Origin of the sequence: Frigoribacterium sp. PvP032 (assembly GCF_017833035.1) — a bacterium.
Taxonomy (GTDB): Bacteria; Actinomycetota; Actinomycetes; order Actinomycetales; family Microbacteriaceae; genus Frigoribacterium.
The window spans coordinates 619,549-645,197 of sequence record NZ_JAFIBM010000001.1; the positions used below are offsets into that span (position 1 = coordinate 619,549).

The window sequence follows — 25,649 nt, forward strand, 5'->3', positions numbered from 1 at the left end:
AACACAGGAGCACACATGCGCACCGTCAAGGCCTACGCGGCACCGTCCGCCACCGAGCCCCTCGTCCCGACGACCATCGAGCGCCGCGACGTCGGCCCGAAGGACGTCATGATCGACATCGCCTACGCCGGCATCTGCCACAGCGACATCCACACCGTCCGTGGCGAGTGGGGCGAGATCCAGTACCCGCAGGTCGTCGGCCACGAGATCGTCGGCACCGTCTCGGAGGTCGGCTCCGAGGTCACGAAGCACAAGGTCGGCGACCGCGTCGGCGTCGGCTGCATGGTGAACTCGTGCGGCGAGTGCGAGTACTGCAAGCGCGGTGACGAGCAGTACTGCGCGAAGGGCAACACCGGCACCTACACGAGCGTCGACCCGGCTGATGGCACCGTCACCCAGGGCGGCTACTCGCAGGCCGTCGTCGTCACCGAGGACTTCGTCCTGCGCGTGCCCGAGTCGCTCGACTACGACAAGGTCGCGCCGCTGCTCTGCGCCGGCATCACGCTCTACTCGCCGCTGCACCACTGGGGCGTGACCGAGGGCACCAAGGTCGCCATCGTCGGCATGGGCGGCCTCGGCCACATGGGCGTCAAGATCGCCGCCGCGCTCGGCGCCGACGTCACCGTGCTGTCGCAGACGACCTCGAAGGAGGAGGACTCGCTGCGCTTCGGCGCGAAGGCGCACTACGCGACCAGCGACGAGCAGACCTTCACCGACCTGGCGAACTCGTTCGACCTGATCGTCAACACCGTCTCGGCCAAGATCGACATGGGCGCGTACCTCGGCCTGCTGGCCGTCGACGGCACCCTCGTCAACGTCGGCGCCCCCTCGGAGCCCCTCGAGGTGCCCGCGTTCGCGCTGATCCCGGCTCGCCGCAGCTGGGCCGGCTCGGCCATCGGCGGCATCCGCGAGACCCAGGAGATGCTCGACTTCTGCGCCGAGCACGGCATCCTGCCCGAGACGGAGCTGATCAGCGCCGACCAGATCAACGAGGCCTACGACCGCGTGCTCAAGTCGGACGTGCGCTACCGCTTCGTGATCGACGCCGCGACGTTCGAGTAGGTCGCGCGCTGCGCGGTGCGCGCTGCGCGCCGCTCGGTGCACGGTGCGCGGTGCTTGCTGCACGCCGCGCGCTGCACGTCTCGCGCTGAGCACCGCCGAGACCCCTCGGACCCGCGGGCACCCTCGCTCGCGCCGAGGGGTGTGCGCGGTTCCGCCTGGTCTCGACGCACGAACGCCCTCGCCCTGTGCGGGGGCGTTCGTGCGTGTGCGGGCGGTGGTCGCCCGGCGTTCCCCGTGCAGACCCCTCGGACCCGCGCACACCCTCGGGCGCGCCGAGGGGTGTGCGCGGGTTCGCCGGGTGCAGGAGGCCGGGCGGGGGGTGCGACCCGCCGGGAGCCGGTGCGGTGCGTCAGGGGGAGGCGCGGGCGTCGGCGCGGAGTCAGCGGCGCAGCGCCAGCAGCGCGAGGTGTGCGTCGAGAGCCGTGACCGCCCAGGAGGCGTCGGTCCCGACGACCTGGGCGAGCAGGTGCAGGGCCAGGCCGTCCACGACGGCGTGGGTGAGCTCGACGTCCACGCCGGCCGTCGCGGGGGCGCCGGGGGCGCGGGTCGCGGGGCCGCCTGCCGCGCCGCCGCCGCCGCCTCCTGCTGCTGCGCCGCCGCCTCCTGCGCCGCCGCCTCCTGCGGCGCCGGCGCTGGCGACGTCCGCGTCGAGGTGCGCCAGCGCCAGCGCGCAGACGTCGTGCACCGCGGCGTGCGTCTGCTCGTGCGCGGCCCGGAGCGAGGCGTCGGTCAGGGCGAGGGCGGCGAAGGCGACGGTCACCTCCATCTCCGCACGACGCTCGTCGTCGAGGGGGAGCAGCTCGAGGAGGACGGCCCGGGCCGCGTCGTGCCCGCCGGTCGCCGACGCCGCCCGCGCGACGCGCTCACGCAGCCGCGACACGAGCAGGGAGACGGCGGCGTCGCGCACGCTCGCCTGCGTCGGGAACGTGTAGCGGAGCGACGAGGGAGGCAGGCCGGCCTCGGCGGCGACCTTGCGGACGGAGACCTCCGTGGGTCCGTCGCGGACGAGCACCCGCCAGGCGGCTTCGCCGACGATGCGGCGGCGATCGTCGAGGTCCACGGTGCGGGGCATCCCCCAATTCTGGCACGACTGTGCGAAAACGTGCTAGAACTAATTCCGCACGACTGTGCGACTACGGGTCGCACAGGGCTGCCGACATCTGATCGGCTCGGTGCGAGGAGGAGAGGGGCTCGTCATGGCCTGGTTGCTGCTGATCGTCGCGGGGGTGCTCGAGGCCGTCTGGGCGTCGGCCCTCGGTGCCTCGAGGAACTTCACGAAGAAGGGGCCGACCGTGCTGTTCGTCGTCGCGCTGGTCCTGAGCATGGTCGGCCTCGCGCTGGCGATGAACGACCTGCCCGTCGGCACCGCCTACGCCGTGTGGGTCGGGATCGGTGCGGTGCTGACGGTGGTCATCGCGGTCGTCCGCCGCCAGGAGGTGCTGACCGTCGCCCGGGCCCTGCTGCTCGCCGTGCTGATCGGCTGCGTCGTCGGCCTCAAGGTGGTCAGCTGATGCCGTGGGTCGTGCTCGTCGTCAGCGCCGTGCTCGAGGCGGTGTGGGCGACCGCGCTGGGTCGGAGCGAGGGGCTCTCGGTGCTCGCCCCCTCCGTCGTCTTCGTGCTCGGCCTCGCCGCCTCGATGGCGACGCTCGGCTGGGTCACGCGGCACATCCCGATCAGCACCGCCTACGCGATCTGGGCCGGCCTCGGCGCGGCCTTCACGGTCACCTGGAGCATGCTCACCGGGGGCGAGGCCGTCACCGTCGTGCGGGTGCTGCTGCTCGCGGGGATCGTCGGCAGCGTCGTCGGGCTGAAGTTGCTGAAGTCGGGGCCGGCTGCGGCTGCGGCTGCGGGGCCGTCGTCGACCGAAGATCAGGCTGCTGCCGACGACGTCGCCCCTGGTGCGGGCGACGGGGGCGCGGTGCCTACGCGCTGAGCCCGAGGAGGAACAGCATCCCGACGACGAGGCTCGCGCAGGTCGCGACCGCCGACGAGGCGACCATGAACAGCGTCACCTGACGCTCGTGGTCGCGCACCTCGGAGAAGCTGCTCGTGGGACGGATGATGCTCATGGGGGCTCCTCTCGGCAGCGTCGTGCTGCGTGGGGTCGACGTCGCATGTCTATGCATGTGCATCTTGTCACGGGCGGTCGGATCGGTCCGCGACGTCGTCGGGGGCCTTCGCGAAGTGGACAGCATGCGCCCGCGACGAAGTCGAGTTGCCCCGAACTGCTGCCTGCGCGGCCCGGAGGCAGCAGTTCGGGGCAACTCGACGAGACGCCGCCTAGGAGGCGGGGGTCGGGGAGGCGTCGGAGGCGCCCGGCAGCACCGCGGCCAGCTGCGCCAGGAAGGCGCGAACCGCCTCCAGCGCGTCGTCGTCCCAGTCGTCGAGGGCCGCCTCGAGCGCGGCTCCGCCCCGGCGGAGGAACGGGGCGATGCGCTCGTGCGCCTGCTCGGTCGGGCGCAGCGTCACGACGCGGCGGTCGGTGCTCTCGCGGCTGCGGGCGACCAGGCCCTGCGCCTCGAGTCGGTTGAGCAGGGCCGTGGTCGCGCCCGAGGTCAGTCCGATGCGGGACGAGAGCCTCGCCGGCGTCAGCGGCGCGCCTTCGCGCTCGGCCCAGATGACCTCGCCGAGGGCCGTGCCGTCGACGATCGGCAGGTCCATCCAGCGGGCCAGCTGGTGGGCCGACTCCTGGTAGGTCACGGCGTAGTGGCGCAGGGCCTCGAGCACCTGCGTCCGCGGCGTCGGCGGAGTCGTCGGCGTCGGCTGCGTCGGCGTCGTCATGGGTCGATCCTCCCACCCGCCCGCGTCGGCCCTGACGGACGTGCTGCAGGCGTCACGCGCGCAGCTGCGGGTACTCGGCCAGCACCGGCACGTGCTTCTCGCTCGTCAGCAGGTTCGCCTGGAAGAACTTGCGCACCGGTCGCGACGCGGTGACGCGGTGCATCGTCTGGATCGCCTTCACGCCCGCGCCCGACGACGGGTGCAGCAGCTTCGCCCCGCCGCGAGGCAGACCCTGCGCACTGTCGGCGTAGCGGCGCATCTGCCGCTCGTACCGGGCGAACGCAGCGCCCGGGCGGTCGGGGGACGCGGCGAGCTCGCCGACGAGGATGTGCGCCCCGACCAGCGACAGGGTCGTGCCCATGCCGGTCGGGCCCGAGCCCCAGGCGGCGTCGCCGACCAGCGCGATGCGGCCCCGGCTCCAGGTCGACATCACGACCTGCTCCATCCGCTGCGTGTAGAACTCGTCCGGGCGAGCGTCGAAGCCATCGAGGATGCGCTCGGTCTGCCAGCCCGCGCCTCGGAACCGCTCCCTCAGGATCTGCAGCTGCGCCTCCACCGGGAGCCCCTCGAAGCCCATCGGCTCGGACTCGAACGACATGCTCGCCCTGATCGTGCCCTCGTTGTCGGGCCGCACCGAGGCGACACGGCCCCGGCCGGCCGTGAACCAGTCCCAGTGGTCGACGTCGTCGGGTCGGCGGTCGATCGTGCCGTACGCGATGCTGACGCCGAAGTCGCGCAGCTCGGTCTCGTCCGCGAAGAGGAGGCGGCGGGTGCGCGAGCTGCGCCCCTCGGCCACCAAGAACAGGTCGAAGCGCTCCTCGGTGCCGCTGTCGAAGGTGACGTCGACGCCCGTCGCGTCCTGCTCGGCCGCCACGACGAAGTCGCCGAAGCGGCGCTCGACGTCGGCGGGGACGACGTCGCCGAGGATGCCGGCGAGCCGCCCGCGCAGGATCTCGACCTCGGCGGTCGGGCCGTCCTGCCCCTCCTCCGTCGGGAACACGGCGTAGGGGCGGCCGGACTCGTCGACGAAGCGCGTGCCGTCCTCGCCGGTCAGGTTCGCGAGCACCGCCTCCTCGACGCCCATGCGGGTCAGGATCTCGCGACCGAGGCCACGGACGTCGATGTTCTGGCCGGTCTCGCGGGGCTCGGCGGAGCGCTCGAGGAGGACGGCGTCGAAGCCGGACTTCGCGAGGCCCCAGGCGAGTGCGGGGCCGGCGATGCTCGCGCCGGTGACGAGGACGCGGGGGCGCGAGGCCGAGGAGGAGTCGTGTGTGGACATCGTGGTGCCTTCCGTCGGGGAGGCCGGGGTCGGCCGCACGACGTCAGACTAGCTTCACCATGATGAGACTTCACAGTGAAAGCACATGCTGCGGACCGTGGGCGTGGCGCGGCTGCGCACTCGCTCGCGCATTCAGGAGTTCGCGACTGGTGCCTCCTGAACTGTGCACGGTTCAGGAGGCTGAGTCCTGAGCAGTGCCAGCTCAGGACTCGGCTTCCTGAATGAGGAGAGCGAGCGGCGGGCAGGGTCGGGCTACTCGGCGGGGATCTCGCCCGTGGCGACGAGCGTGGCGCGAGCGATGATGTGCGACGCGATCGTGAAGTTCAGGTACGCAGGCGTGCCGTCGGCGGGCACCTCGATGTCCTCGACGTCGAGCGCGTGGACCGTGATGAAGTAGCGGTGCTGACCGTGGCCCGCAGGAGGTGCGGCGCCGATGAACGAGGGAGCCCGCGAGTCGTTCGGCAGCTGGTACGCACCCTCGGGGAGCTGCGCGCCGGTCGCGTCTCCGGCTCCTTCGGGCAGGTCGGTCACGGACGCCGGGATGTTCGCGACGGCCCAGTGCCAGAAGCCGGACTGCGTGGGGGCGTCAGGGTCGTAGACGGTGACGGCGTAGCTCTTGGTGCCCTCGGGGGCGCCCGACCACGAGAGCTGCGGCGAGACGTCCTGGCCGCCGGGGACGCCGAACGCCCCGGAGTACTGCTGCTGCGCGAAGGGGGCGCCGTCCTCGACGGTGGCGCTTGTGACGGTGAAGCTCGGCACCTTGGGGAGGCGGGCGAACGGGTCGTTTCCGGTGGTGTCGCTCATGGCGTTCCTTTCCTGGGGCGGCCGGGTGGCGCCTCCTGGAGGATCATGCTCCGGCACCCTCGGAAACCGCGCAGACCCTCGTGCGCGCGCGAGGGTCTGCGCGAGTTCGGCGGGTGCGACGGTCCGGCGGGTGCGGCCGAAGGAACGGGCGCAGGAGGCGCGACTAGCGGTCGAAGAGGCCGCCGAGGTCGCCCAGCCCGGGGATCTGGAAGCCCTCGCCGAGACCGCCGACCTGCTCGCCGAGGCCGGTGAGGTACTCCTCGCCGCCCTGGGCGATTCCGTCGACTCCCTCGGTCAGGCCGCCGAGACCCTCAGAGAGCCCGGCGATGCCCTCGAGCCCGAAGTTCTCGGCGAGGCCGCCGAAGTCGACGCCGTTCGCGAGCGCTCCGGAGAGGAGCGGGCCCGCGACGCTGCTGACCGCGGCGCCGCCGGCCACGGCCAGGGCGAGGCCGCCGAGGGCGGCGACTCCTGCGCCAGCGGCTGCACCGGCGGCGAACTTGCCGGCGCCCGAGCCCTGACGGGCGCCGGTCGCGTGGCCGCCAGTGGCGCCGCCCGAGTTCTGGCCCGGGCGTCCGTGGCCGCCGAAGACGCGCTGCATCAGGCCCGGGTGCACGGTCTCGCCGCGGGTGGCGGCGCGGGCGAGGTCGTCGGTGCTGCCGCTTCGGGGCTGCTCGTGCGCGGGGAGCTCCTCGACGAGGCGCGCCTGCACGAGCTCGCGCTGCTGCGGGGTCAGGCGCGCGAACGCGTCGCGGTGCACCTGCTCGAGCTGCTCGGGCTCAGCCGTGCGGAGCAGGTAGTCGTACTTGCCGAGGGCGACGCGGTCGGCCTCGGTCGCGCGGGGAGCGCCGGCGGCGCCGGCGGCGCCGTGCTGCTGGGCCGGGCGCTGTTGACCCTGCTGGCGCTGGTCGTAGCCGCCCTGCTGGCGCTGGTCGTAGCCGCCCTGCTGGCTCTGCCGCTGCTGGCCCTGCTGGCCGTAGCCCTGCTGGCCTTGCTGGCCGTAGCCCTGCCTGTCCAGCTGGTCGTAGCCCTGCCCCTGCTGCTGGCCGTAGCCGGCCTGCCCCTGCTGCGGGCCGCCTCCTCGCTGGTCGCCGTGCTGCTGCTGGCTGCCGTCGCCGGTCAGCTTGTCGGCCGCCGTGCGGACGAGGTCGCGCCAGTCGGTGCCCGAGCCGGAGCCGGAGCCGGCGCCCGGTCGAGGCGGCTGGCCGTTGCGGGAGGACGAGGAGGAGTTCGAGTCGCCGAGCGCTTTCGCGGCGGCGCCCAGGAGGCGCTTGAAGTCGGGCATGCCCTCATCGTGCTGGCCCCCGATGTGCAGACCCCCGGGAAGACCTGCGGAAGTCATCCGAACCGGCTCGTCTGTTCGCCCGCCTCCTCGTCCGCTCGGCCGCCTCCTCGTCTGGTCGCTCGCTCGCTCTGCGAGAGGTGAGTTGCCGTTTCGCGGGGTTCTGGGCGCGGTGAGGCCCCGCGAAGTGGCAACTCGCGGTGTGAGGACGAGCACGACGACGCCCGCCCCGGGCGGCGACCGACGGGAGTCCGTGGTGCCGCCCGGGGCGGGCGAGGTGAGGCGAGGTGCAGCGACGTGCGGTGCGGTGCGGTGCGGTGCGCTCGGCACCGCGGGGTGCTACTCGGCCGAGTCGACCGTCAGCGCGCGACGGCGACGGGCGGCGACGAGCAGCCCTCCGCCGACGAGCAGCAGCAGCGCGGCGCCGACGACGCCCTGCGACGCCTCGGAACCGGTGTACGCGAGACCGGCGGGACGCGTGACGGGTGCGGCCGGGGTCACGACGGGCGGGGCCACGGCGGCGGCGACCAGCGAGAAGGCGACGGTGTTCGAGAAGGCGGACACGCCCCCGGTCTCGTCGACGGAGCCGTCGGCGTTCAGCTCGGCCGCGATCGCCTGCGTCAGGTACTCACCGGGGAGCAGCGAGATGCTGACGGTCCAGTTGCCCTGCGCGTCGACCAGGATCGGGTCGGCGAGGTCGGTCACGTAGTAGCGGCCCTCGGCCGGGGTCTCCGTGGCGGTGCCGTCGAAGTACGAGGCGTCGCCGACCTGCAGCACGATGCCCGTGCCGACCGGACCGGTGCCCGAGATCACGACGGTGCCGCCCGTGACGACCTGCCCCTCCGTGGGGCTGGTGATCACCGGGGTGGGCGTGAGCAGGACGATCTCGTCGGCGACCGTGACGTCGACGGCCTGGACGATGCCCGACCGGACGCCCGTCAGCGTGATCGTGTAGTCGTCGGCGACGACGTCGTCGGCGAAGACGATCGTGTCGGCGTAGGCGCCCACGCTGTCGTCCGCGTAGTAGTTCAGCGCACGGTCGGCGAGGGTCACGACGGCGCCCTCGGAGTCGGTCACGACGGTGGTGACCTCCTCGCCGGGGCTGAAGCCGGTCGCGGCGACGGCGATGCCGGTGGTGCTCGCCTCGTCGACGGTCACCTCGGCGGGCGTCGCCGTGATCGTCGGGGCGATCGTGGGCACGGGCGGCTCGGCGAACGTGAAGGCCACGCCCAGCGTGCCGACCTGCGCGGCCGGGTTCGACTGGGTGACGTTCGCACCCGAGCCGAGCGAGCCGGGCGCGAGGTCGAGGAACGTCGTCGGGACCGCGAAGGTGCCGTCGGGGCGCGCGGTCGCGGTGCCGGCGACCGAGTTGCCGAGGTTCTTGTTGCTGTAGGTCACCGTGACGGTGCTGTTCGGCGCCGCGACGCCCGTGAAGACCGGGTTCGTCGTGTCGACGACCGTGCCGACGCCGGGGTAGTCGACCCTGAAGGGGAAGCCGGGGTTCGGCGCGACGGCGAGCTCGAACGTGTAGGTCGAGGGCGTGACCTCGGGGTCGGCGACACCCGACTGGGCGTTCGCTCCCGAGAGGTTCGCGACGACGGTGGTCTCGCCCGGCAGCAGGTCGCCGAAGTTGGCGTTGGTGCTGAACGAGGTGTCGGCGTTCGTCGTGGTGCCGCCGAAGATGCCGTTGACGAAGGTGCCGTCGCCCCGGTCGTACGTGAGCACGAGGGTGTCGGCCTGGGGCAGGCCGGTGCCCGTGATCGGCACGACCTGGGGCAGGCCGGTCGAGTTGTCGTAGGTGGAGCCGGGCGCCGGCGACGTGATCGTCACGGGGGCGGCCGCGGAGGCGGGACCTGCGGCGAGCAGGACGCCTCCGAGGGCGAGTGCGAGGGCCGTCGGCGCAGCGACGAGGCCCCTTCTGGCTGATGAGCGCAAGGGCGTTCTTTCTCTCGAGGTGGATACGTGCGTCATTGCAGGTCCATCGCGGCCCAGCGCCCCGAGGGAGGTGGGGCGAGCCCCAGCCCGGAATGTAACAGAACCTCATCGATCCGGTAAGAGGGTCCTGCGAATGCGTTCGCCCACCGGCGAGGGCGAACGCGGAGGGGACGGGCGAGTTGCCCCGAACGGTCGCCTCCGGCCGAGCCAGGTGACGATTCGGGGCAGCTCGCGGCTCTGCGGAGCGCGGCCTGCGGGGACCGCGGGAGGCGCGCGGCTAGAGCACGTCGGCGATGAGGGCGTACGTGCGGTCGGGCGCCTCGAGGTGCATGTCGTGGTGCACGCCCGGCAGGCGGCGCAGCTCCCAGCCGTCGCCCTCGAGCGAGCGGGCCACGGCGTCGGGCAGCACGGCCGGGCTGTCGTCCGAGAGCACCACGACCGAGGGCACCGCAGGAGGCGCCACCTCGACGGGCGCGTGCGCCACGTCACGGAACACCCCGATCGCCATCCCGGTGTCGAAGCGCTCGCGGGCGCCGTCGAGCAGCGCGACCGTCGCTGCGTCGTAGCGCGCGCGCACCGCCTTGGTCTTGCGGGCCTGGGCGAGCGACGCGACGCCGAGCGTCAGCGGCGGCACGGCCCAGAACAGCCGCCCGGCGATCCCGGTCGTCGGCAGCGCGAGGTGGAACCCCGGGTCGAGGTAGATCGCCCTGAGGGGCTGCAGCCGCGCGACGGCCCGCACGAGCACCGCCCCGCCGAGCGAGTGCCCGACCACGCTGTGCAGGCCGGTCGGCAGGGCCTCCGCCAGGTCCGTCGCGAACTCGTCGAGACGGTACGACGACGCTCGGCCGCTGTGGCCGTGGCCGCGCAGGTCGACCGTGGTGACCGTGTACCGACCCGACGCGAGCATCCTGTCGACGAGCGGCTGCCAGGTCGCCCCGTCGCCGCCGAGCCCGTGCACCAGCCCCACGTGCCGCTCGCCGTCGCCGGTGGTGGTCGTGTGCAGCTGCATGGGGTTCCTCTGGGGTCGGAGCGGTCGGAGCGGTCTGGGCAGGTCGGAGCGGGACGCCGCCTCACCGCACCGACTTGATCGGGATCACGGCGAGGGCGCCGAGCACCACGAACACGATGCCCGAGATGAAGAGCACCGGGTAGCCCCCGGTGATCGACACGAGGCCAGCGGCGATCGAGGGGCTGAGGGCCTGGGGCAGCGTCGTGGCGAGGCCGAGGATGGCCAGGTCGCGCCCTGCGCTGCTGGCGCCCGACGTCAGGGAGGTGGGCAGCACCTCCGTCATGAGGGCCAGGTCGATCGAGATGTAGGCGCCGAAGCCGAGGCCGAGCAGGAAGCTGTAGATCAGGATGCCGGTCGTCGTCGGCATCACGAGCGGCACGACGAGGCCGATCGCCATGATCACCGAGGCCCAGACGATGAAGGGCTTGCGGCGGCCGATCCGGTCAGAGAGCACGCCGCTGGCCAGCGCCGAGATGAGCACCCCGAGCAGCAGCACGACACCGATCTGGGCGGCGAAGGCGTTGGAGGCGGCGTCGCTCAGCCCGATGTAGTCGCGCAGGATGTACAGGCCGAACGTCTGCGCGCCGTAGAAGCCGATCACCATGAGGAACCGCGCCGCGAAGGCCCAGGCGAAGTCGGGGTGCTTGCGCGGCGAGACCCAGAAGCCGCGGGCGAACTCGCGGAGGGTCGGGCGGGGCGCAGCCGCGTCCGTGCCGCCGGGGACCGTCTCGACGAGGCTCGAGCGGTCGGGGTTCACCACGACGAACACGGCGACGACCACGAGCACGAGGGCGGCGAGCACGAGGTAGGGCAGGGCTCCCGCACCCGAGGCCGAGCCGGCGACGACGGCCCCCACCGCGTTGCCGACGGTGATGCCGAGGCCGATCAGGCCGGAGACGCCGCCGCGCTTGGCCGCCGGGAACCGGTCGGGCACGAGCGCCGTGGCCGCTGCCTGCAGCGCGTTCAGCCCGAGCTGCACGACGAGCCAGATCAGCGCGACGGTGACGATCGAGCTCGCCAGCGGCAGGCCGGCGAAGAAGCCGGCGGCGAGCAGGGCGCCGCCGACCATCCAGGGCGAGCGCCGGCCGAAGCGCGAGCGGGTCGCGTCGGAGAGGGCTCCGGCGATGGGCTGCGCGAACACGTTCGCGAGGAAAGCCGCCGTCGTCACGATCGCCAGGTTGCCGATCTTCGACGCCTCGTCGATGTCGGCCACGAGGTTCGGGATGAGGATGCCGAGGCCGCCGGAGTTGATCGCGAGGATCGACACGTAGACGAGCGCGAGGCCGATCGAGAGCCGACGGAGGCGCGGGGGGCCGACGCTGACGTCGGCCGCCTCGGCCACGGCGGCGATCCCGGCGGGACCGGCCGAGCCGGGGGTGGGCGCGACGAGGGACGGCGCGGTGCCGGCTGCGGTGCCGGCGGGGGCGGTGGGGTGGTCGTCGGTCATGGGGACTCCTGAGCTGAGGGGCGGCGCTGCCGCTCGGGTACGTCTGACCCTGCGCCACGGCACCCTGTCGCCACAACGGCCGTTCCGTCTACTCTCGACGCAGCGGATGGAGGGAACCACCATGACGACACGTGACCCGGAGGGGCCTGGCTGGCTGCAGCTGCTCGTCGACCAGGCAGGGGTGCCCGAGCTCGAGGCGCACCGCCGCCTCCTCGTCTCGGGCGGTGCCGACGAGGCACTCGCCGACCAGGAGGCGCGCTCGGCCGTCGAGGTCGCGTTGCTGCTGCAGGAACGCCGGCAGCGCGCGGTCGAGCTCGCCGCCCTCAACGACATCGCCGGCCGCCTCGCCGCCGTGGCCGACCCGGCCGACCTGCTGACGGAGGTCGTCGACCAGGCCCGCCGCCTCCTCGGGGTCGACCTCACCTACGTCGCGCTGCTCGTGGGCGACGACCTGCGCATCGAGGTCGCGAGCGGCGACCGCTCGTCCGACCTCGTCGGGATCCGCCTGCCCCGCACCGCCGGCCTCGTCGGCAGCGTCGCCGCCAGCGGGACGCCGCGCTGGACCTCCGACTACGCCGCCGACCCCGAGCTCGTGCACGAGGAGGGCGCCGACCGGGCCGCCAGGGCCGAGTCGATCAGGGGCCTGCTCGGCGTGCCGCTCGCCGTGCGGGGCCGGGTGCTCGGAGTGCTGCTCGCCGCCAAGCGCGAGGAACGCCGCTTCGGCGCGCACGAGATCAGCCTGCTCAGCGGGCTCGGCGCGCACGCCGCCGTCGCGATCCACAACGCGCGGGCGGCCGCCGAGCTCCGTGACGCCAAGGAGGGCCTCGAGACGACCCTCCGTCTCGACGCCGACCTGACCCGCGCCGTGCTCGCCGGGGGCGACCCCGAGGCGCTCGTCGAGCGGGTGCAGGCGCTCACCGACGTGCCCGTGCGGTGGGTCGCGCACCCTGCCGACGGGCCCCTGGGGGCGGCGCTCGCCACGGTCGGCGCGGCCGTGCGGAGCGCCGACGCGGCGGAGGTCGGACCGGTCGTCGTGGGCGCTGAGACGGTGCAGCCGGTGGCGGCCGCGGGGCAGCTGTTCGGGGCTCTGGTCGCGGGCGGGCTCGGGGACGTGACGGGCGTGGCCGCCGACGCCGCACCTCCTGGGGGCGGGCTCGGGGGCCGGATGCCTGCCGACGCGCTCCTGTTGCTCGAGCGGGCCGCTCCGCTGATCGCGCTGACGCTCGTCGGCGCGAGGGCGACCGCGCGTGCCGCCCAGCTCGGCCGGGACATCGCCGCCGTCGACCTGCTCAGCCGGGTCGAGTCGGACGAGGCCGCCGACCACCGACGCTGGCGTGGAGCCGGGCTCGACCCCCGCCGGCCGCACGTCGTCGTCGTGGTCGAGGGCGACCCGGAGGCAGCCCGACGGCACGTCGAGGGGCTGGGGCTGGGCGGGCAGGTCGCGTCGGCCGTGCACCGCGACCGGTTCGTGCTGGTCGCTCCTGCATCGGTCGACCTCGAGGCGCGGTGGGGAGCGCAGGAGGCGCCCGTCGCGGGCCTCGCCGGTCCCGTCGTCGAGACGGCCGGGCTCCGCGCCGCGTGGGGCGAGGCCGCACGGACGGCCCGGGCGCTCACGGCGCTCGGCCGCCGCCCTGGCAGCGGCGGCGGGCTCTCGCGGGGCGACGACCTCGGGGTCTTCGCGGTGCTGCTGAGCCGGGCCGGCAGCCGCGAGCTGCAGTCACAGGTCGAGCGCGAGCTCGGGGCGGTCCTCGCCGAGGAGGCGCGGCGTGGCGTGCCCCTCGTCGAGACCCTCGAGGTGTTCCTCGACCAGGGACGGCGGCCGACGGCGACGGCCTCCGCGCTGCGGGTGCACGTGAACACGGTCTACCAGCGGCTCGCGACGCTCGACGAGCTGCTCGGGCGGGCGTGGCGGGAGCGGGCGCTCGAGCTGCAGGTGCTGCTGCGGCTGAGCCGGGCGGCGCGCGAGCTGGACGGGCCCGCGCCTGCGCCGGCGCGCTCGCGGTGAGTCGTCCGGACCCTCGGAACCCGCGCGCACCCTCGTGCGCGCCGGCGGGTGCGCGCGGGTTCGGCGGGTGCGGGCGGGTGCGCGCGCGGGTTCGAGGGGTGCGGGCGGGTGCGGGCGGGTGCGCGCGCGGGTTCGAGGGGTGCGGGCGGGTGCGGGCGGGTGCGCGCGCGAGCTCGTGCGGCCTCAGAGGCTCGCGACGAACGCGAGCAGCACCCCGTTCAACTCGTCGGGGCGGTCGAAGTTGGTCGCGTGCCCGGCGTCGTCGATGACGACCGACCGGCCGAGCGCGTGGTCGCCGACCGCCGCCTCCGCGTGGCTGCAGGGCCAGAGCTGGCTGTCGCGGCCGGCGACCATCGTGAACGGCACGTCGAGGCGGGCGATCACGTCGCGCCAGTCCTGCAGGCCGTGGTCGCGGAGCAGCCGGCGTGTCTCGGGCGCGTTCGCCTGCCGCACGGCGGGCGGGCCGCCGAGCCGCTCGAACAGCCGGGCGACCCCGGTGTTCGCCGGGTCGACGCGGGCGCCGCGACCGGTGTCGGGGATGCCGTCGTCGAAGAAGACGCCGCTGTTCTCGGGCGTCATGCCGTAGAAGCCGTGGCTCCACTCGGCGTCGTTCACGAGCTTCGGCGTCTGGTCGATCGTCAGCACGCCGGCGACGCGATCGGTGCCGAAGAGGTCGATCGCGGCCCAGACCGTGCTCGCGCCCATCGACTGGCCGACGAGCACCACGTCGTGGAGGTCGAGGTGCACCAGCAGCTCGTGCAGGTCGGCGCCGTGACGAGCGATGCGCTGGCCGTGCAGCACGTCCTCGCTGGCTCCGTGCGACCGCCGGTCGAACTCGACCACGCGGTGCCCGGCGACGACGAGCGCGTCGGTCTGCAGCGCCCAGGCCACGGCGGGCATCGCGTAGCCGGCCACGAGCACGACGGTGCGGGAAGCGGCGGTGCGGGAGGCGGTCGACCCGGGGGAGGCGGCGGTCGCGCCGGTCCTGCGGGTCGCGCCGGGCGCCTCCTGCGAGTCCGTGTACGCGAGGGTCACGCCGTCGCTGCTGACGAACGTGCCTGCGGTGCGAGTGGTGCCGGCCGTGCCGTCGGCAGCAGGATCTGGAGGGTTCATCAGAAGGCCTTCCCGGGGTTGAGGGTGCCGGAGGGGTCGAGCGCGTCCTTGACGGAGCGGTGCATCGCGAGCACGCGGTCGCCCAGCTCGGCGCGGAGGCCCGGCAGCTTGAGCAGGCCGACGCCGTGCTCACCGGTGACGGTGCCGCCGAGGTCGAGGCAGTCGGCGACGATGGCGTCGAACGCGGTCTTCGCCCTGGCCTTCGCGGCCTCGTCCCCCTCGGGAGCGATGATCAGCGGGTGCAGGTTGCCGTCGCCCGCGTGCGCGATGTTCGCGATGACGACGTCGGCGCTCGCCGCGGTCGCCTGGATGCGCCGGAGCATCTCGGGCACGGCGGAGCGCGGCACGCAGATGTCCTCGGTGAGCACCGGGCCGAGCCGCTCGAGCGCCGGGTAGGCGAGCCGCCGAGCCTGGAACAGCCGGTCGATCTCGGCCGGGTCCGTGGCCAGCTCGACGTCGGTGCCGCCCGCCTCGGCGAACACCGTCGCGACCTGGTCGGCGAGTTCGTCGCCGGCCGCGCCGCGCTCGTCGACCCTGGCCAGCAGCAGGGTGTCGACGTCGGACGGCAGCCCGAGGTGCACCCAGTCGTCGACCGCCCGGAGGCAGGTGCGGTCGAGGATCTCGAGCGCGGCGGGGATGATCCCGGCCCGCGAGATCGCCGCCACGGCGTCGCCCGCCGCGACCAGCGAGGGGAAGTAGCCGATCACCGCGCGCTCGTCCCGCCCGGCGAGCGGCAGGAGCCGCACGGTCACCGAGGTGACGACGCCGAGCGTCCCCTCCGAGCCGACCATCAGGCCGACGAGGTCGTAGCCGGCGACGCCCTTCGCGGTGCGTCGCCCGAGCTCGACCACGGAGCCGTCGGCGAGCACGACAGTGAGGCCCAGCACGTAGTCGCGGGTCACGCCGTACTTGACGCAGCAGATGCCGCCCGCGTTCGTGGCGACGTTGCCGCCGATGGTCGAGATCGCCGAGCTGGCAGGGTCGGGCGGGTACCAGAGGCCGTGCTCGGCGACCGCGGCGCGCAGGGCGTCGTTGATCACCCCTGGCTGCACCACGGCGTAGCGCTCGTCGACGTCGATCTCGGTGATGGCGTCCATCAGCTCGAGCGACAGCACGACGCAGTTCGCGACGGCGTTCGCACCGCCCGAGAGGCCGGTGCCCGCCCCCCGCGGCACCACCCGGACCCCGGAGGCGGCGGCCAGGCGGAGCACCGCGCTCACCTCGTCCGTGCTGCGGGCGAGCGCCACCGCGAGGGGCGCCTCGAACGGCGCCCACTCGGCGTCGTCGTGGCTGTACCTGGCGAGCGACTCGGGGTCGCGGAGCACGCGGTCGGCGTCGAGCGCCGCCGCGAGGTCGGCGACGAGCGCGTCGACGGCCTCGGCGGCGGGGGGCTGGGCAGCGGACGCAGACGCGGGTGCTGGCGCGGGCGCGGGCGCTGACGCTGGCGTGTGCGCAGGCGCGTGCGCGTGCGCAGGTGCGTGTGCGGAGGAGGCGGTGCTGGCGTCCGCCTCGGTGGTGACGGTCATGCGGCGTCCTCCTGGCTCGGCTCGGTGCGGACCGACTGTAGCGCCGCTCCCTGCTTCTCGGCCCGCGCCTCCTGCGGGCAGCTCTTCACACGCGCGAGACCCCTCCGAACCCGCGCGCACCCGCAAGCGCGCACGAGGGTGCGCGCGGCTTCGAGGGGTGCGGCCGTGCGTGCCCGCGACTGCTCGCGGGCACGACGGACGAGTTGCCCCGATCTGTCGCTCTGACGAGGCGAGAGCGACAGTTCGGGGCAACTCGATGCCGCCCGACACGCGCGGGCGCGGGCGCGGGCTGGCGGGTGCCTTACGGGACGATGACCGCGCGGCCGCGGACCGTGCCGGCGGCGAGGGCCTCGTACGCCGCCGGGCCGTCGGCCAGCGAGTAGCGCTGCGTCTCGACTGAGACACGACCCGACCTGGCGAGGTCGAGCACCTCGATCAGCTCGGAGCGGCTGCCCCAGTACGGCACCCGCACGGCGGCGTCGTACGCGATGGAGCCGAAGCCGACCTGTGCGGTGCCGCCGCCGATCCCGACGATGGTGACGTCCGCCTCTGAGGCGGCCACCGACGTGGCGAGGGCCACCGTGGGAGGCGCCCCCACGAAGTCGAAGACCGCGTTCGCGCCCAGCCCGCCCGTGAGCTCGCGGATGCCGTCGGCCGCCTTCTCGTCGCTGATCAGCACGTGGTCGGCACCGACGTGGGTGGCCAGCTCGAGCTTCTCGTCGCTCACGTCGAGGGCGATGATCTGCGCGCCCGAGAGCGCCTTGAGGATCTGGATGCCGACGTGGCCGAGGCCGCCAGTGCCGATGACGACCGCGAAGGTGCCGGCGCCGAGCTTCGGCAGCGACGTCTTGATCGCGTGGTACGGCGTGAGGCCGGCATCGGTGAGCGACACGTTCTGGACGGGGTCGAGGTCGCCGAGCGGCACCAGGTGGCGCGGGTCGTCGACGATCATGTACTCGGCCATCGAGCCGGGCGCGCCGAGGCCGGGAGGCTTGATGCCCTCGGCGGTCGCGTTGACGCAGTAGTTCTCCTTGCCCTGCGAGCAGGGACGGCAGCGGCCGCAGCCCCACGGCCCGTAGACGGCGAGGGCGTCGCCGACCTGGAGGTGCTCGACGCCCTCGCCGAGCTCCTCGACGACGCCGGCGCCCTCGTGGCCGAGCGTGAGGGGGAGGGGGTAGCCGCCAGCCGTGTAGTCCTCCTCGCTGAGGCCCATGACGAACTCGTCGCTGTGGCAGACGCCGGCCGCGGTGATCCTGAGCAGCACCTGGCCGGGGCCGGGCGACGGCTTCTCGATCTCGACGACCTCGGGGTGCTGACCGATCTTCGTGTACTGGAGTGCCTTCATGGCCAGAGGCTACGCCGGGCGCACGGCCCGTGCCCGACACCTGTCGGCTTGCGGGTGCGGGTGCGGGTGCGGGTGCGGGTGCCGGTCCCGGTGCCGAGGCTGGTCAGAGGGGGCCTGGTCAGGCGGGGCCGGTCAGGTGGGGCCCGGTCCGCTCCTGCCCGAACAGCCCTCGATCACGGCCTCGAGGGCCCGGTGGAGCACGCCGTCGTCGGCTGCCTCCAGCAGCACCCCCTCTGAGAACCGATTCGCCCTGACGGCCGTCACGAGCGTCTTCACGCCGTCGACGGGCGTCATCTCCGGCCAGGTGGTCGGGTCCTGCAGGTAGCGACGGCCCTTCTCCCAGGTCGTCCAGGCGAACGGGACGAGGAGGCCCGCCTCCGCAAGCGCATCGACGGCACGGCTCAGCTCCGGCCCGAGGCTCGTGTACGGCATCTGGATCGCGCCGGACGCCATGCGCTGTCCGCCCTTCCACTCGCCGAAGGAGGCGCCCCGCGGCGCGAGCTCGTCACGGGTCCGCTCGAGGTCCCGCCGCTGCTCGGCCGTGACGGCGGCCAAGGCCTCGAGGATCTGAGCGTCCGTCTCGCGTTCGTCCATCCGTCGAGTCTCGCGCGTTCGGGGCCCGTCCGGCCAGAGGCTGGCGGCTCAGGCGCTGGCGGGCAGCTCGCGCAGGACGAGGTTCATCATCACCTGCGACATGACGACCTCGTCGCGCTGGTTGAGCATCTCGATGCGCGTGCGCACGAGGCCGCGGTCGGGCTTCGACGCGGAGACCCGTGACGAGAGGACGGTGAACCGCGCGCGGAGCAGGTCGCCCGGCCGCACCGGCAGCAGCCAGCGCAGCTCGTCGACCCCGGGCGAGGCGACGCTCGCGCGCTGGTTCAGGAACCCGCCCACCATCAGCCGCATCATGATCGCCGTCGTGTGCCAGCCGCTGGCGATGAGGCCGCCGAACGCGCCCCTCCTCGCCGCCTCGGGGTCGACGTGCATGTCGTGGGGATCGAACGAGGAGGCGAACGCCACGATCTCGGACTCGGTCACCTCGAGCGGCCCGTGCGTCTCCACCAGCCCGGGCACGTAGTCGTCGAGGGTGCGGTCGGCGAGCGGGGGCGAGGCGTGTGCGGTCATCACGGAGATCCTGCACCTCCACGACCGAGCAGGTTCACGGAACTTCCCCCCGACGAGGCGGAACGCAAGTCCCGTTCATCACGATCAGGCCTCGATCGCGACGCATCGGTCGCGCATCGGGGACAATGATCGATGAATGGCTGTTCTACCGGTCATGTCGAACACCCGGCCACCACGGTTCCGACAGGCAAGGAGAACAGATGATCACGTTCGAGGGCGTCAGCAAGGTCTATCCCGACGGCACGGTCGCCGTCGAGCAGCTCGACATGACTCTGCCGACCGGCGAGCTCACCGTGCTGGTCGGCCCGTCCGGCTGCGGCAAGACCACCTCGCTCCGGATGATCAACCGCATGGTCACCCCCTCGACCGGCCGCGTGCTGATCGACGGCGTCGACGTCGCCGGGCAGGACGAAGCCCTGCTGCGCCGCGGCATCGGCTACGTCATCCAGGCCGCCGGCCTGTTCCCGCACCGCACGATCGTCGAGAACATCATGACCGTGCCTGCCCTGGTCGGCACGAACAAGAAGGCGGCCCGCGCCACCGCGGTCGAGCTGATGGAGCGCGTCGGGCTGACCCCGGCGATGGCCGACCGCTACCCGGTGCAGCTGTCGGGCGGTCAGCAGCAGCGCGTCGGCGTCGCCCGCGCACTCGCCGCCGACCCGCCGGTGATGATCATGGACGAGCCCTTCAGCGCCGTCGACCCGATCGTCCGCGAGGGCCTGCAGGCCGAGTTCCTCCGCCTGCAGCGCGACCTCGGCAAGACCATCGCGATGGTCACCCACGACATCGACGAGGCGATCAAGCTCGGCGACAACGTCGCCGTGTTCCAGGAGGGCGGCCGCCTCGCCCAGTTCGCCACTCCGCGCGAGCTTCTGGCGAACCCGGCCGACGACTTCGTCGCGGGCTTCGTCGGTCGCGACCGCGGCTTCCGCAGCCTCTCGTTCGACTCGGCCGCCGGGCTCGACGTCGCGCCCCTGTCCGAGGTCACGACCGGCCCCGAGCAGCTCGTGCTCGACCAGGCCGGCCGGCCGCTCGGCTGGACCGGCCCCGGTCTCGGGTCGACCGCCTCCCCGACGCCCCACGGAGGCGCGTTCCGGTCGACGGACTCGCTGCGCCTCGTGACCGACCTCGCGATCACGTCGCCGGTCGGAGTGGTCGTCCGCGTCGACGAGGACGGGGTGGCCGACGGCGTGATCCGCCACACCAGCCTCATGCAGCAGCTGGAAGCCCGCCGTCGACGGGAGGTCGACCCGGCGTGATCCAGTACCTGCAGAACAACGTCGCGGTGATCCAGGCCGCCCTGTCGCAGCACGTGTTCCTCGCGCTGGTGCCGGTGCTGATCGGCATCGTCGTGTCCCTGCCGATCGGCTACCTCGCCGTCCGCTTCGGGTTCCTCTACCACCCGCTGCTCAACCTCAGCGGCATCCTCTACGCGGTGCCGTCGATCGCGCTGATCGTGCTCGTGCCGACCATCGTCGGCATCCGCATCCTGTCGCCGCTCAACATCATCATCGCCCTCACCGTGTACACGGTCGCGCTGCTCGTGCGGGTCGTGGCCGACGGGCTCAAGTCGGTCGACCCGCTCGTGACCGAGGCCGCGTCCGCGATGGGCTACCGCCGCCTCCGGCGCCTCGTCTCGGTCGAGCTGCCGATCGCGCTGCCGGTGATGCTCGCGGGGCTCCGCGTCGCGACCGTCGCCAACGTCAGCCTCGTCAGCGTCGGCGCCCTGATCGGCGTCGGCGGCCTCGGCGCCCTCTTCACCCGCGGCCAGCAGCTCGACTACGCGCCGCCGATCGTCGTCGGCATCGTGCTCTCGGTGCTGCTCGCCGCCGTCTGCGACGGCGTCATCGTGCTGATCCAGCGTCGCGTGACGCCCTGGACGCGCGCGGCAGGGAGGATCGCCGCATGAGCGACGGACTGCTCGGCTACCTGCTCGACCCCGCCAACTGGCAGGGCGGGGGCGTGCGCGCCTCCATCCCCGCGCTGATCGGCACGCACCTCTGGTACACGGTGCAGGCGCTCGTCGTCGCGGCCGTGATCGCGCTGCCGCTCGGGCTCTACATCGGCCACACCGGCAAGGGCTCGTTCATCGCGATCAACGCCGCGAACGCGGGCCGGTCGCTGCCGACGCTCGGCCTGATCATCCTGCTCGTCGTGATCATGGGCCTCGGCTTCGGCCCCGTGCTGATCGCCCTCGTCGTGCTGGCCATCCCGCCGATCCTCACCACGACGTACGCGGGCATCCGCGCCGTCGACCCCGCCGCGATCGACGCCGCGCGGGGCATGGGGATGCGGCCGCTGCAGGTGCTCTTCAAGGTCGAGGTGCCGATCGCGCTGCCGCTGATCTCGTCGGGCCTCCGCAACGCGCTGCTGCAGGTCGTCGCCACCTCGACGGTCGCCGCGTACGTCGGCATCGGCGGGCTCGGCCGGCTGCTGATCGACGGGTTGTCGCTCAACGACTACGGCCGCGTCGTCGCCGGTGCCGTCGTCGTCGCCGCGCTGGCGATCGTGCTCGACCTGCTCGCCGCGGGCACGCAGCGGCTCGTCGTGTCGCCCGGGCTGACCGGGCGCATCCCGCGTCGGCTGCGGCGCGCCGCACCTGCCGCATCCGCTCCGGCTCTGGCCCCTGCCGACGGGGTCGCGGCCACGACCTCGACGCCCGAGCCCGTCTCCTCGGGGCGCGACGGCGCGTCCTCCTGACCCGGCGCGCGCCTCCCGGCCCGCGCCTCCTCGACCCGACCAGCACCTCCTGGTCATCCCCTCACACCCAGACCCGCACCCGGACGACCGATCGTCCGGTGCACGAGAGCAAAGGCTCACATCCCATGAAGAAGACCCTCCTCGGCGCCATCGGCGTCATCGGCGTCGGCGTCCTCGCGCTGTCCGCCTGCTCCGACCCCACCGCCAGCACCGGCGGCGGCTCGTCGTCCGACAGCGACACGATCGCCATCGGCTCGGCGAACTTCCCTGAGAGCGAGCTGCTCGGCGAGATCTACGCCCAGGCACTCGAGGCCAAGGACGTGAAGGTCAGCCGCACCTTCAACATCGGCGCCCGCGAGGTCTACCTCAAGGCGCTCGAGGACGGCTCGATCGACCTGCTGCCCGAGTACAACGGCGCGCTGCTCGCCGCGCTGTCGACCGACGGCGTCGACGAGGGCGTCACCTCGCCCGACGACGTCTACGACGCGCTGCAGGACGTGCTGCCCGACGGCATCGTCTCGCTGCCGCAGTCCGAGGCCGAGGACAAGGACACGCTCACCGTCACCCGCGCGACGGCCGACCAGTACAGCCTCAGCACCATCGAGGACCTCGAGCCCGTCGCGGGCGAGCTGCGCCTCGCCGGCGGCCCCGAGTTCGCGGAGCGCCAGCAGGGCGTCGTCGGCCTCGAGTCGGTCTACGGCCTCACCTTCAAGGAGTTCGTGCCCCTCGACGCCGGCGGACCGCTGACGCTCGCCGCGCTCGAGAACGGCGACGTCGAGGTCGCGAACCTCTTCTCGACCGACTCCGCCATCACGACGAACGACCTCGTCACCCTCGAGGACACGAAGAACCTCTTCCTGTCGGAGAACATCGTGCCGATCATCCGCGAGGACAAGTCGAGCGACACCGTCGAGGAGGCGCTGAACGGCGTCTCGGAGGCGCTCACCACCGAGAACCTCACCGAGTACCTCGCCATGGTGCAGGTCGACAAGAAGGACTCGGCGAGCGTCGCCACCGCGTTCCTCACGGAGTACGACCTCCTGTAGGTCGCTCTGCCCCCTGGGTCGCTCACGCGAACCGACGAAGAAGGTCCTCCCCGGTCTCGGGGAGGACCTTCTTCGTCGTCTCGACCCCTGTCCGCCTCGCTCTCCTCATTCAGGAAGATGCGGCCTGAGTTGCGCAACGGGGGGAGCCGCAGTCCTGAGTCGTGCACATTTCAGGAGGTGCGGCCCGCGTTCTCCTGAATGCGGAGGCAGTAGGCAGGAGCTGAGGCCCGGGCTGGGCGGGTTGCTCTCCTCATTCAGGAACATGAGTCCTGAGTTGCGCAACGGAGGGAGCCGCAGTCCTGAGTCGTGCACAGTTCAGGAGGTGCGGGTCGCGTTCTCCTGAATGCAGAGAGCTGCTGAGCACGAGGAGGCGCGGGCCGGGCGAGGCGGGATGCCTCGGCCGGCAGGGTGCGGGGCCGGATCCGGCGGGAGACGCGGGAAGCCCCGTCCCGCAGGGTGCGGGACGGGGCTTCACCGGGAACGTCGGCGGGTGCCGACGGGGGACGCCAGCCGGGTGAGGTGCTCGAGGAGCCTTCCTCGATGAGTACTACTCGGTGGCGACGGTGATCTTCGCGACGCCGACGAGCATCTCGTCCTGGACGGCGTCGGTGTTGAAGGTCTGGTTCAGCAGGGCTGCGGCGTCGGGGCTGATGTGGACGGTGGTGCCCTCGAGGACGGCGTTGGTGCCCTCCATCTGGAGGGGCTTCAGGGTGCCGCCGTAGAGGTTGAAGAGGTAGGCGTCTTCTGCTGCGACGGTGCCGTTGGCGGTGACGGTGCCGTAGAGCTTGCTCTCGCCCGGGTCGATGCGGAAGTCGGTGAGCTCGACGACGGTGCCGTCGGCAGCGGTCAGCGACAGGCCGGAGCCGTCGTGGTCGATCTCGCCCTGGACGTAGGGGCGGACGTCGCTGGCGGGGTCGTAGTAGTCGACGTTGCCGCCGGTGATGGGGAAGGAGAAGGTGCCGTCGGTGAAGCCGGCGGTGCCGACGACTCCGGGGGTGAGGCCGAGGGTGCCGAGGGCGTCGACGAAGGACGCGTCGACGGCGACCTGGGTGTCGACTCCCTTGCTGAGGTCGGGGAGCGAGGCCAGGGGCTCGGTGGACGCGGCCGACGAGGACGACGAGGGGGCGGCGGACGACGACGAGGTCGAGCCGGCGTCGCTGGAGGAGCAGGCGGCGAGGCTGAAGATGAGGGCGCCGGAGGCGACGATGCCGAAGGCGGACTTGGTGATGGTCTTGCGTGAGATGTTCACGATGGTTCTCCTTGTCTGTGGTTCCCGGTGGGGAGTTGACAGGGGTTCGCCACCCTCGCGCAGAACGACTGGTCCCGTTATGAGTCCGTGACCTTCGGGTCGTGAGGCGGCTGCTCTGGACGGCCGCGCCTACTCGTCGTGGGCTCGTGTGGCACCCGCCCCCGCAGCCGGATCGCGATCTCGGACGCGTCGAGATCGGCCAGGGACTCGGCCAGCACGTCGGCGTCGAACGTGCCGGCGTCGCGAGCGTCGAGCAGCGCGGCCCGCTGTGCTGCGAGCACGGCGAGCGTGTGCCGGACGGCGGCGTCGATCCGGGCGCGCCTGGCGTCGTCGTCCAGGTCGGCGTCCGCGTCCTGGCCTGCGTCCTGGCCCGCGTCCTGCTCCGGTCGCTCCCCGATCCGTCGCGCCGCGTCGCGCACCGCCTCGCCGCCGGGCACCGTGGCAGCCGTGTCGCGGAGCAGCACCACGAGGCGGCGCCGTTCCGACTCCGTCTGCCGGTGTGCCGCCTCCTCGTCGACGGGTGCCGCGATGCGACGCAGCAGCGGCCCGATCGTGCCGCCCTGCACCAGCAGCGACAGCGCTGCCACCGCGTACGCGATCAACACGAGCACCGGACGCTGCGGGGTGTCGTCGGGCAGCGTCTGTGCCGCCGCGACCGTGACCGCGCCGCGCATGCCGGCCCAGACCACGGCGGTGCCGTCCCGCCAGCCGAGGGGCTGAGCGCGGAAGTACTCGATGTCGGCGAGCCCCTGCGTGACCCGGCGGGCGAACTGGTCGAGGGCCCGGGGCGACGGCGTCCGTCTGCCTCGGTTCATCTCCGCGAAGGACTCTTGCGTGCCCTCGCTGGTCGAGATCCGTTCGTGCATGTCGCGGACCCGTGGACGCATCGACTCGGCGTGCCGGGCCCGTGCCGCGAGCACGCGCAGCAGCGGCGCCACGTACGCGGCCCGGACGAGCACCGTCAGCACCAGCGCCCCCACGGCGATGAGGAGGGCAGGGGCGAGGCCCGCGTGGTCCTGCTCGACGGCGATCACGATCGACCGGATCTGCAGCCCCATCGTCAGGAACACCGCGCCCTCGAGCACGAGCTCGACGGTGCGCCAGTTCTGCCCGTCCGACAGGCGCGACTGCGGCGACAGCTCGCGCGGCCCCCGCACGCCGGTCACCAGCCCGGCGACCACCGCGGCGACCAGTCCGGACGCGCCCACCGCACCGGCCGGCACCGAGGCCAGGAACGGCACCGCGAACGAGATGACCGTGTTGACGGTCGGGTCGGTCAGCCGTCGCCGCACCGCGAGGTTCACGGCGCCGACCACCAGCCCGATCACGACAGCCACGACGACCGAGTACGCGAAGCTGCCGACGGCGCCCCAGAACGAGAAGGAGGCGGCGGTCGCCACGATCGCCGTCCGCAGCAGCACCAGCGCGGTCGCGTCGTTGAGCAGGCTCTCGCCGTCGAGCATGGCGACCACCCGGCGCGACACCGACGTCTGCTTGACGATCGACGTCGCGACCGCGTCGGTGGGGCTGACGATCGCGCCGAGGGCGACGCCCCACGCGAAGCCGAGGTCGGGCAGCGCCAACGAGAAGAACAGGCCGAGCAGCAGCGAGCTGGCGACGACCAGCAGCACCGACAGGCCGCTGATCGCGCCGAACTCCCGCCGGAAGTTCATCGCCGGCATCGACACCGCCGACGAGTACAGCAGCGGCGGCAGCACCCCCGCGAGGATCAGCTCGGGATCGATCTCGACCGAGTCGAGCGCCGGGAGGAAGCTGGCGCCCACCCCGACGGCCACGAGGAGGAGCGGCGCGGCCACGCCGAGCCGCGGCCCGACGACCGTCGAGGCCGCGATCACCACGAGGCCGGCCACGAGCAGGAGGAGGGTCTCGGTCACGGCACCACTGTGGCACGGGCGCATCGTGCCGCACGAGCTCCGGTCGAGG

At 73.2% G+C, this 25,649-nt stretch carries 24 protein-coding genes; 8 read left to right on the top strand and 16 right to left on the bottom strand.

Features of this window, described 5'->3' with window-relative positions:
- Positions 1-15: 15 nt before the first annotated feature.
- Positions 16-1,062: an NAD(P)-dependent alcohol dehydrogenase gene (locus JOE35_RS02875; protein ID WP_209559777.1), complete on the top strand. Its 1,047-nt coding sequence runs from the start codon at positions 16-18 to the stop codon at positions 1,060-1,062.
- 379 nt (positions 1,063-1,441) lie between these two features.
- Here JOE35_RS02875 and JOE35_RS02880 read toward each other — a convergent pair whose 3' ends face one another.
- A complete protein-coding gene (locus JOE35_RS02880) occupies positions 1,442-2,134 on the bottom strand; it encodes a TetR/AcrR family transcriptional regulator (protein WP_209559778.1) in 693 nt (230 codons plus the stop codon).
- Positions 2,135-2,258: 124 nt separating this feature from the next.
- Here JOE35_RS02880 and JOE35_RS02885 point away from each other — a divergent pair, with 124 nt between their 5' ends.
- Both JOE35_RS02885 and JOE35_RS02890 read left to right on the top strand, forming a co-directional pair.
- On the top strand, positions 2,259-2,573 hold the full coding sequence (locus tag JOE35_RS02885; protein WP_209559779.1) for a multidrug efflux SMR transporter: 315 nt from the start codon (positions 2,259-2,261) through the stop codon (positions 2,571-2,573).
- Positions 2,573-2,995 carry a multidrug efflux SMR transporter gene (locus tag JOE35_RS02890; protein ID WP_209559780.1) on the top strand — a complete coding sequence of 141 codons (423 nt, stop codon included), beginning with the start codon at positions 2,573-2,575 and terminating at the stop codon, positions 2,993-2,995. The genes JOE35_RS02885 and JOE35_RS02890 overlap by 1 nt, the downstream gene beginning before the upstream one ends.
- Here the strand turns inward: JOE35_RS02890 and JOE35_RS02895 are convergent.
- From JOE35_RS02895 to JOE35_RS02930, 8 genes are all read right to left on the bottom strand, one after another.
- A complete protein-coding gene (locus JOE35_RS02895) occupies positions 2,985-3,131 on the bottom strand; it encodes a hypothetical protein (protein ID WP_209559781.1) in 147 nt (48 codons plus the stop codon). The two genes, JOE35_RS02890 and JOE35_RS02895, sit on opposite strands and share 11 nt — an antisense overlap.
- A 211-nt stretch (positions 3,132-3,342) precedes the next feature.
- Positions 3,343-3,843 (bottom strand): MarR family winged helix-turn-helix transcriptional regulator, encoded by a 501-nt coding sequence (locus JOE35_RS02900; protein ID WP_209559782.1) that lies wholly within the window; start codon positions 3,841-3,843, stop codon positions 3,343-3,345.
- Positions 3,844-3,895: 52 nt separating this feature from the next.
- Entirely contained in the window at positions 3,896-5,122 is a 1,227-nt protein-coding gene (locus JOE35_RS02905; protein ID WP_209559783.1) for an FAD-dependent monooxygenase, read from the bottom strand.
- A 252-nt stretch (positions 5,123-5,374) separates the two neighbouring features.
- Positions 5,375-5,926, bottom strand: coding sequence for a YbhB/YbcL family Raf kinase inhibitor-like protein (locus JOE35_RS02910; protein ID WP_209559784.1), 552 nt, complete (start codon positions 5,924-5,926; stop codon positions 5,375-5,377).
- Positions 5,927-6,089: 163 nt separating this feature from the next.
- Complete coding sequence (locus tag JOE35_RS02915; protein WP_209559785.1) at positions 6,090-7,208, bottom strand: hypothetical protein; 1,119 nt, start codon at positions 7,206-7,208, stop codon at positions 6,090-6,092.
- 336 nt (positions 7,209-7,544) lie between these two features.
- On the bottom strand, positions 7,545-9,140 hold the full coding sequence (locus JOE35_RS02920; protein WP_209559786.1) for a hypothetical protein: 1,596 nt from the start codon (positions 9,138-9,140) through the stop codon (positions 7,545-7,547).
- Between the two features lie 277 nt (positions 9,141-9,417).
- On the bottom strand, positions 9,418-10,149 hold the full coding sequence (locus JOE35_RS02925) for an alpha/beta fold hydrolase (protein ID WP_209559787.1): 732 nt from the start codon (positions 10,147-10,149) through the stop codon (positions 9,418-9,420).
- Positions 10,150-10,210: 61 nt separating this feature from the next.
- Entirely contained in the window at positions 10,211-11,596 is a 1,386-nt protein-coding gene (locus JOE35_RS02930; protein ID WP_209559788.1) for an MFS transporter, read from the bottom strand.
- 121 nt (positions 11,597-11,717) lie between these two features.
- Here JOE35_RS02930 and JOE35_RS02935 point away from each other — a divergent pair, with 121 nt between their 5' ends.
- Positions 11,718-13,601 (top strand): GAF domain-containing protein, encoded by a 1,884-nt coding sequence (locus JOE35_RS02935; RefSeq protein WP_209559789.1) that lies wholly within the window; start codon positions 11,718-11,720, stop codon positions 13,599-13,601.
- A gap of 183 nt (positions 13,602-13,784) precedes the next feature.
- Here JOE35_RS02935 and JOE35_RS02940 read toward each other — a convergent pair whose 3' ends face one another.
- From JOE35_RS02940 to JOE35_RS02960, 5 genes are all read right to left on the bottom strand, one after another.
- Positions 13,785-14,714 carry an alpha/beta fold hydrolase gene (locus JOE35_RS02940; protein ID WP_209559790.1) on the bottom strand — a complete coding sequence of 310 codons (930 nt, stop codon included), beginning with the start codon at positions 14,712-14,714 and terminating at the stop codon, positions 13,785-13,787.
- A complete protein-coding gene (locus JOE35_RS02945) occupies positions 14,714-16,240 on the bottom strand; it encodes an FAD-binding oxidoreductase (protein WP_245186034.1) in 1,527 nt (508 codons plus the stop codon). Before JOE35_RS02945 ends, JOE35_RS02940 begins: the two co-directional genes overlap by 1 nt.
- A 301-nt stretch (positions 16,241-16,541) precedes the next feature.
- A complete protein-coding gene (locus JOE35_RS02950) occupies positions 16,542-17,585 on the bottom strand; it encodes an NAD(P)-dependent alcohol dehydrogenase (protein WP_209559791.1) in 1,044 nt (347 codons plus the stop codon).
- A 132-nt stretch (positions 17,586-17,717) separates the two neighbouring features.
- Positions 17,718-18,179 (bottom strand): DUF6508 domain-containing protein, encoded by a 462-nt coding sequence (locus JOE35_RS02955; protein WP_209559792.1) that lies wholly within the window; start codon positions 18,177-18,179, stop codon positions 17,718-17,720.
- 48 nt (positions 18,180-18,227) lie between these two features.
- Positions 18,228-18,710, bottom strand: coding sequence for a MaoC family dehydratase (locus JOE35_RS02960; RefSeq protein ID WP_209559793.1), 483 nt, complete (start codon positions 18,708-18,710; stop codon positions 18,228-18,230).
- 200 nt (positions 18,711-18,910) lie between these two features.
- On the opposite strand from JOE35_RS02960, the gene JOE35_RS02965 reads away from it, so the two are divergent.
- The 4 genes from JOE35_RS02965 to JOE35_RS02980 all read left to right on the top strand — a co-directional run bounded on the left by JOE35_RS02965 (position 18,911) and on the right by JOE35_RS02980 (position 22,456).
- On the top strand, positions 18,911-19,969 hold the full coding sequence (locus JOE35_RS02965) for an ABC transporter ATP-binding protein (protein WP_209559794.1): 1,059 nt from the start codon (positions 18,911-18,913) through the stop codon (positions 19,967-19,969).
- Positions 19,966-20,619 carry an ABC transporter permease gene (locus tag JOE35_RS02970; RefSeq protein WP_307802910.1) on the top strand — a complete coding sequence of 218 codons (654 nt, stop codon included), beginning with the start codon at positions 19,966-19,968 and terminating at the stop codon, positions 20,617-20,619. Before JOE35_RS02965 ends, JOE35_RS02970 begins: the two co-directional genes overlap by 4 nt.
- Entirely contained in the window at positions 20,616-21,410 is a 795-nt protein-coding gene (locus JOE35_RS02975; RefSeq protein WP_209559795.1) for an ABC transporter permease, read from the top strand. The genes JOE35_RS02970 and JOE35_RS02975 overlap by 4 nt, the downstream gene beginning before the upstream one ends.
- A 125-nt stretch (positions 21,411-21,535) precedes the next feature.
- Positions 21,536-22,456 (top strand): ABC transporter substrate-binding protein, encoded by a 921-nt coding sequence (locus JOE35_RS02980; RefSeq protein WP_209559796.1) that lies wholly within the window; start codon positions 21,536-21,538, stop codon positions 22,454-22,456.
- A gap of 547 nt (positions 22,457-23,003) precedes the next feature.
- Here the strand turns inward: JOE35_RS02980 and JOE35_RS02985 are convergent.
- Both JOE35_RS02985 and JOE35_RS02990 read right to left on the bottom strand, forming a co-directional pair.
- Positions 23,004-23,705: a hypothetical protein gene (locus tag JOE35_RS02985; RefSeq protein WP_245186035.1), complete on the bottom strand. Its 702-nt coding sequence runs from the start codon at positions 23,703-23,705 to the stop codon at positions 23,004-23,006.
- A gap of 77 nt (positions 23,706-23,782) precedes the next feature.
- Entirely contained in the window at positions 23,783-25,600 is a 1,818-nt protein-coding gene (locus tag JOE35_RS02990; RefSeq protein WP_209559797.1) for a sodium:proton antiporter, read from the bottom strand.
- Positions 25,601-25,649 lie beyond the last annotated feature (49 nt).

Excerpts from the sequence above, each read along its gene's own strand:
- JOE35_RS02875 (WP_209559777.1), top strand. The coding sequence starts at position 16 with ATGCGCACCGTCAAGGCCTACGCGGCACCGTCCGCCACCGAGCCCCTC.
- JOE35_RS02880 (WP_209559778.1), bottom strand. The coding sequence starts at position 2,134 with ATGCCCCGCACCGTGGACCTCGACGATCGCCGCCGCATCGTCGGCGAA.
- JOE35_RS02885 (WP_209559779.1), top strand. The coding sequence starts at position 2,259 with ATGGCCTGGTTGCTGCTGATCGTCGCGGGGGTGCTCGAGGCCGTCTGG.
- JOE35_RS02890 (WP_209559780.1), top strand. The coding sequence starts at position 2,573 with ATGCCGTGGGTCGTGCTCGTCGTCAGCGCCGTGCTCGAGGCGGTGTGG.
- JOE35_RS02895 (WP_209559781.1), bottom strand. The coding sequence starts at position 3,131 with ATGAGCATCATCCGTCCCACGAGCAGCTTCTCCGAGGTGCGCGACCAC.
- JOE35_RS02900 (WP_209559782.1), bottom strand. The coding sequence starts at position 3,843 with ATGACGACGCCGACGCAGCCGACGCCGACGACTCCGCCGACGCCGCGG.
- JOE35_RS02905 (WP_209559783.1), bottom strand. The coding sequence starts at position 5,122 with ATGTCCACACACGACTCCTCCTCGGCCTCGCGCCCCCGCGTCCTCGTC.
- JOE35_RS02910 (WP_209559784.1), bottom strand. The coding sequence starts at position 5,926 with ATGAGCGACACCACCGGAAACGACCCGTTCGCCCGCCTCCCCAAGGTG.
- JOE35_RS02915 (WP_209559785.1), bottom strand. The coding sequence starts at position 7,208 with ATGCCCGACTTCAAGCGCCTCCTGGGCGCCGCCGCGAAAGCGCTCGGC.
- JOE35_RS02925 (WP_209559787.1), bottom strand. The coding sequence starts at position 10,149 with ATGCAGCTGCACACGACCACCACCGGCGACGGCGAGCGGCACGTGGGG.
- JOE35_RS02930 (WP_209559788.1), bottom strand. The coding sequence starts at position 11,596 with ATGACCGACGACCACCCCACCGCCCCCGCCGGCACCGCAGCCGGCACC.
- JOE35_RS02935 (WP_209559789.1), top strand. The coding sequence starts at position 11,718 with ATGACGACACGTGACCCGGAGGGGCCTGGCTGGCTGCAGCTGCTCGTC.
- JOE35_RS02940 (WP_209559790.1), bottom strand. The coding sequence starts at position 14,714 with ATGAACCCTCCAGATCCTGCTGCCGACGGCACGGCCGGCACCACTCGC.
- JOE35_RS02945 (WP_245186034.1), bottom strand. The coding sequence starts at position 16,240 with ATGACCGTCACCACCGAGGCGGACGCCAGCACCGCCTCCTCCGCACAC.
- JOE35_RS02950 (WP_209559791.1), bottom strand. The coding sequence starts at position 17,585 with ATGAAGGCACTCCAGTACACGAAGATCGGTCAGCACCCCGAGGTCGTC.
- JOE35_RS02955 (WP_209559792.1), bottom strand. The coding sequence starts at position 18,179 with ATGGACGAACGCGAGACGGACGCTCAGATCCTCGAGGCCTTGGCCGCC.
- JOE35_RS02960 (WP_209559793.1), bottom strand. The coding sequence starts at position 18,710 with ATGACCGCACACGCCTCGCCCCCGCTCGCCGACCGCACCCTCGACGAC.
- JOE35_RS02965 (WP_209559794.1), top strand. The coding sequence starts at position 18,911 with ATGATCACGTTCGAGGGCGTCAGCAAGGTCTATCCCGACGGCACGGTC.
- JOE35_RS02975 (WP_209559795.1), top strand. The coding sequence starts at position 20,616 with ATGAGCGACGGACTGCTCGGCTACCTGCTCGACCCCGCCAACTGGCAG.
- JOE35_RS02980 (WP_209559796.1), top strand. The coding sequence starts at position 21,536 with ATGAAGAAGACCCTCCTCGGCGCCATCGGCGTCATCGGCGTCGGCGTC.